The sequence below is a fragment of the Pseudomonas sp. P5_A2_2 genome (assembly GCF_054177685.1).
This window is the reverse complement of sequence record NZ_JBGCUL010000469.1, coordinates 1-3,503: the sequence shown is the minus strand read 5'-3', so window position 1 is coordinate 3,503 and position 3,503 is coordinate 1. Positions and strand designations below refer to the sequence as shown.

Below are 3,503 nucleotides of genomic sequence, written 5' to 3'. Positions count from 1 at the left end.
GCCGTGGTCGATCACCACAGTTTTGCCGAGGCCGGTGCACGAATGGCCCGCACGCAGTCGTCGGTCACCCAGCACATGCAACGCCTGGAGCAACAGGTGGGCGTGAGCCTGTTCGAAAAACGCGGGCGGCAAAAGCACCTTACGGAAGCCGGACAGCAGTTGTTACGGCATGCCCGGCAGATGCTTTCGCTCAACGACGACGCGCTGAACTCATTGCGCGAAAGCAGCCTGAGCGGCGTGCTGCGCATCGGTTCGCCCCACGACATCGCCGACACCATCCTGCCGCCCATGCTTAGCCACATCGCGCGATCGGCACCGCGCTTACGTCTGGAGATTGATGTGGGTCGTAGCCCGTTTCTGATGGACGACCTGCACCGGGGCAAAGTCGACATGGTGATTTCCACCCGAGAAGACTCCAGCCTTGAAGGTTTTGCCTTGCGCACCTCGCCGGTGTGGTGGATTTGCTCGGCCCAGTACATCCATACTCCGGGCGAACCCTTGCCACTGATTCTCGTCGAGGAACCGAGTATCTATCGCCGCTACGCGCTGGAGGCCCTGGAGCGCGCCAACATTCCCTGGCGCCAGGCTTACCTGGCATCGAACCTGATCGGCATCAAAGCGGCGACGCGTGCGGGACTGGGCGTCACCCCCAGAAGTATGGAAATGCTCGGCCCGGACATGCGCGTACTGGGTGAAAATGACGGATTGCCGCGACTGCCAGACGTGACCTATCACTTGTGGATTCGCCCGAACACCGTAAACCCGCTAGTGCGTCGGGCGTATGAGTTGATCAAAAGCAGTCAAGGGCACTGATGCCCCGGTTCAGCTGCCCGCACCGCCGTGGGCTTCTTCAAAGAAGTAGTCCTTCCAGCTGGCCGCCTTGTTTTTCAGTACGCCTAACTCCTGCAATTTTTCGGCATAGATGAAGGTGCGCTGTGGCACGACGGTAAAGTCGATTTCGGGGTCGGCGACGATTTTCTCAACCAGCGGCAAGGCCAGCTTCGACTGCTCCACCCGGATATAGATCTGGGCTGCCGCGGACTTGTCAGCCTTGATTATTTTCTCGGCCTCGGCCAGCGCGTCGTAGAACGCCTTGTAGGTTTTCGGGTTTTCGTCGTGGAATTTTTCAGTGGTGTACAGCACGTTAAACGTGGCCTGCCCGCCGAGTACGTCGTAGGAGCTCAGTACCTTGTGCACGTTGGGATTCTGCAGTTCCTGGTACTGGAACGGCGGACTGGAAAAATGTGAATTGATCTCTGAACCGCCAGCGATCAGCGCCGCTGTAGCATCCGGGTGCGCAAGGCTGATCGAGATATCGTCAAACTTCTTGAAATTGTCTTTGCCGAACTGTTTGGCCGTTTCGATCTGCAGCGTGCGCGACTGGAAACCGACCCCCGCCGCCGGTACGGCAATGCGATCTTTCTCGGTGAAGTCCTTGAGGCTCTTCACATTCGGTTTATTCGTCAGCAGGTAATTGGGCATCGAGCCCAGCGAGGCAATGGCCTTGACGTTCTGCTTGCCTTTTGTCCGGTCCCAGATCGTGAGCATCGGCGGCACGCCGGCTGACACCACATCCAGCGCGCCGGCCAACAGTGCCTCGTTCATCGCCGTGGCACCGGAGATGCTGTTCCAGTCGACCTTGATATCGAGGCCCTGCCCCTTGCCATGTTTCTCGATGAGCTGCTGATCCCGTACCACATCCAATATCAGGTAACCGATACCAAATTGCTGGGCAATGCTGATCTTGCCTTCGGCGTGAACGCCGGAGCTCAGTAACATACTCGCCGCAGCCAGGGAGGTCGCCAACACTGTCAACGCAGAACGCTTGAAGGGAGTTGCCATGAAAGCGCCATCGCCATCGCCATCAGCTCCGAGCACGCCCGGCAATGTTCTGAATGGCGCCTCAGCGCCCCAAAAACAGCCGGCACCAAAAGTCGCCTGCTCAACCTGTGTTTCCTGTTGAAGATCGCTCATGTTCCAGCGACCCCACTGTCCGCCAACAAGTGCAGGTGCAACTGCGCGATGTGCTCTGGGCCGATTCCACAGCATCCTCCAACAATACTGGCGCCAGCCGCTACCCAGGATCTGGACCAACGCAAATATGACTCGGGATCCAGATCGCTACGAATCTCCAGCAATGTACTGTTGGCTTTGGCCTCTGTGCTGACGGGAGGAAATGCGTTGGCGTAAACCCCTAGCTCAATGCTCTGGTCGAGGCTATCAAGAACATCCCGGGCTTCGGCCAGAGCCGCTGCCATGACTTCCGGCTGACTGCAATTGAACAGCACGACTCTCGCACCCAACTCGGCCGCCACGCGTACCGCCTCGCCGACTGGCTCAGTGGAACGCAGTTGCGGTGACTCATTGACCTCATCCAGAAGCGTAAACGACACCCACAACGGTTTGAGCTCGGTGCCCAGCGCCTCTGCTACCGCCCTGACTTCAGCCGTAGAACTCTGAGTTTCCGCTAACCAGACATCGACATGCGCCCGCAACCCGGCAATAAGCTCTCGATGGATCGTGACAGAACGTTGATGATCGAACAGGTCCGGCCGATAGGATCCGAGAGCCGGCGGTAACGAGCCGGCCACGGTCACCGGCTCGGCACTCTCGGACGCCGCCTGACGAGCGAGCCGCCCAGCCCGCTCAGCCAGCACTCGCCCCTGCGCGGCAAAGCGCTCTTCACCTATATGAAAAGGCACAACCGCGTAGCTGTTGGTGGTGATTATCCGGGCACCGGCATCCACGAACGCCCTATGCGCCCGAAGCACAAACCCGGGCGCCTCGATCAGTGCGAGCGCTGACCATTCAGGCTGACGAAACGGCGCCCCGATACGTTTCAGCTCGCGCCCCATACCGCCATCGAGTAAACGCAAAGAAGATTGACTCATTGGCTTGCACTCACCTTAGGCGCCGACGCGGACAGCCATTGATCAACCTTGGCGGTGTTCGCCTGAACCCACTCTTTGGCCGCGACGTCAGCCGGCAGTTTTTCCTTTTCGATCTTCAGGATCAGCTCATTGAGCTGCGCCGGGTCGATGGCGACATTCTTCAGGAACTCGGCAATTTTCGGGGCGCGTGTCTGCAAGGCTGTGGACGCCAGGACATGAACCCTGGCATCCGGGAAGGCACAGGTAATCTGACTTTTGTTCAGCCAGTCGGGATCGACCGTCGGGCTGATGAATTTCCAGCAGCCATCGACCTTGTAGAGCGGGTCACCTTTTTTGTTGTCCTGGGCGTAGCCGTCGAATGCGGGCTCTTCGAGGCGACGCAGGTCATAGGCCGAGAAGATCCAGTCCGGGGTGTAGGCATAAAACACCACGCCACGTTGCGCCTTGTAGGCCGAGGCCAGCTTGGCATAGGTCACGGAAGCTTCCGTGGACACCGACTCGAACTTATCGGCAAACCCGTAATCCTTGGCCTTGATCTGGCCAATGTAAGTCGACTCCCAGCCTGCAGGCCCCACCAGCAACTCAGCCTTGCCGCCGCCCAGTGGCTCAAAC

General features: G+C 59.0%; 4 protein-coding genes. 1 reads left to right on the top strand and 3 read right to left on the bottom strand.

Annotated features, from left to right (window positions below):
• The coding region (locus ACXRVY_RS20550; RefSeq protein ID WP_458238109.1) for a LysR substrate-binding domain-containing protein at positions 1-813 on the top strand (813 nt) is incomplete at its 5' end.
• 9 nt (positions 814-822) lie between these two features.
• On the opposite strand, the gene ACXRVY_RS20545 is transcribed toward ACXRVY_RS20550, so the two are convergent.
• The 3 genes from ACXRVY_RS20545 to ACXRVY_RS20535 all read right to left on the bottom strand — a co-directional run.
• Positions 823-1,842, bottom strand: a complete 1,020-nt coding sequence (locus tag ACXRVY_RS20545) for an ABC transporter substrate-binding protein (RefSeq protein ID WP_223457352.1) — start codon at positions 1,840-1,842, stop codon at positions 823-825.
• 128 nt (positions 1,843-1,970) lie between these two features.
• Positions 1,971-2,891, bottom strand: coding sequence for a homocysteine S-methyltransferase family protein (locus ACXRVY_RS20540; protein ID WP_223457259.1), 921 nt, complete (start codon positions 2,889-2,891; stop codon positions 1,971-1,973).
• Positions 2,888-3,503: glycine betaine ABC transporter substrate-binding protein (locus ACXRVY_RS20535; RefSeq protein WP_458238108.1), on the bottom strand; the 616-nt coding region annotated here is incomplete at its 5' end. The genes ACXRVY_RS20540 and ACXRVY_RS20535, both read right to left, overlap by 4 nt.

Excerpts from the sequence above, each read along its gene's own strand:
- ACXRVY_RS20540 (WP_223457259.1), bottom strand. The coding sequence starts at position 2,891 with ATGAGTCAATCTTCTTTGCGTTTACTCGATGGCGGTATGGGGCGCGAG.
- ACXRVY_RS20545 (WP_223457352.1), bottom strand. The coding sequence starts at position 1,842 with ATGGCAACTCCCTTCAAGCGTTCTGCGTTGACAGTGTTGGCGACCTCC.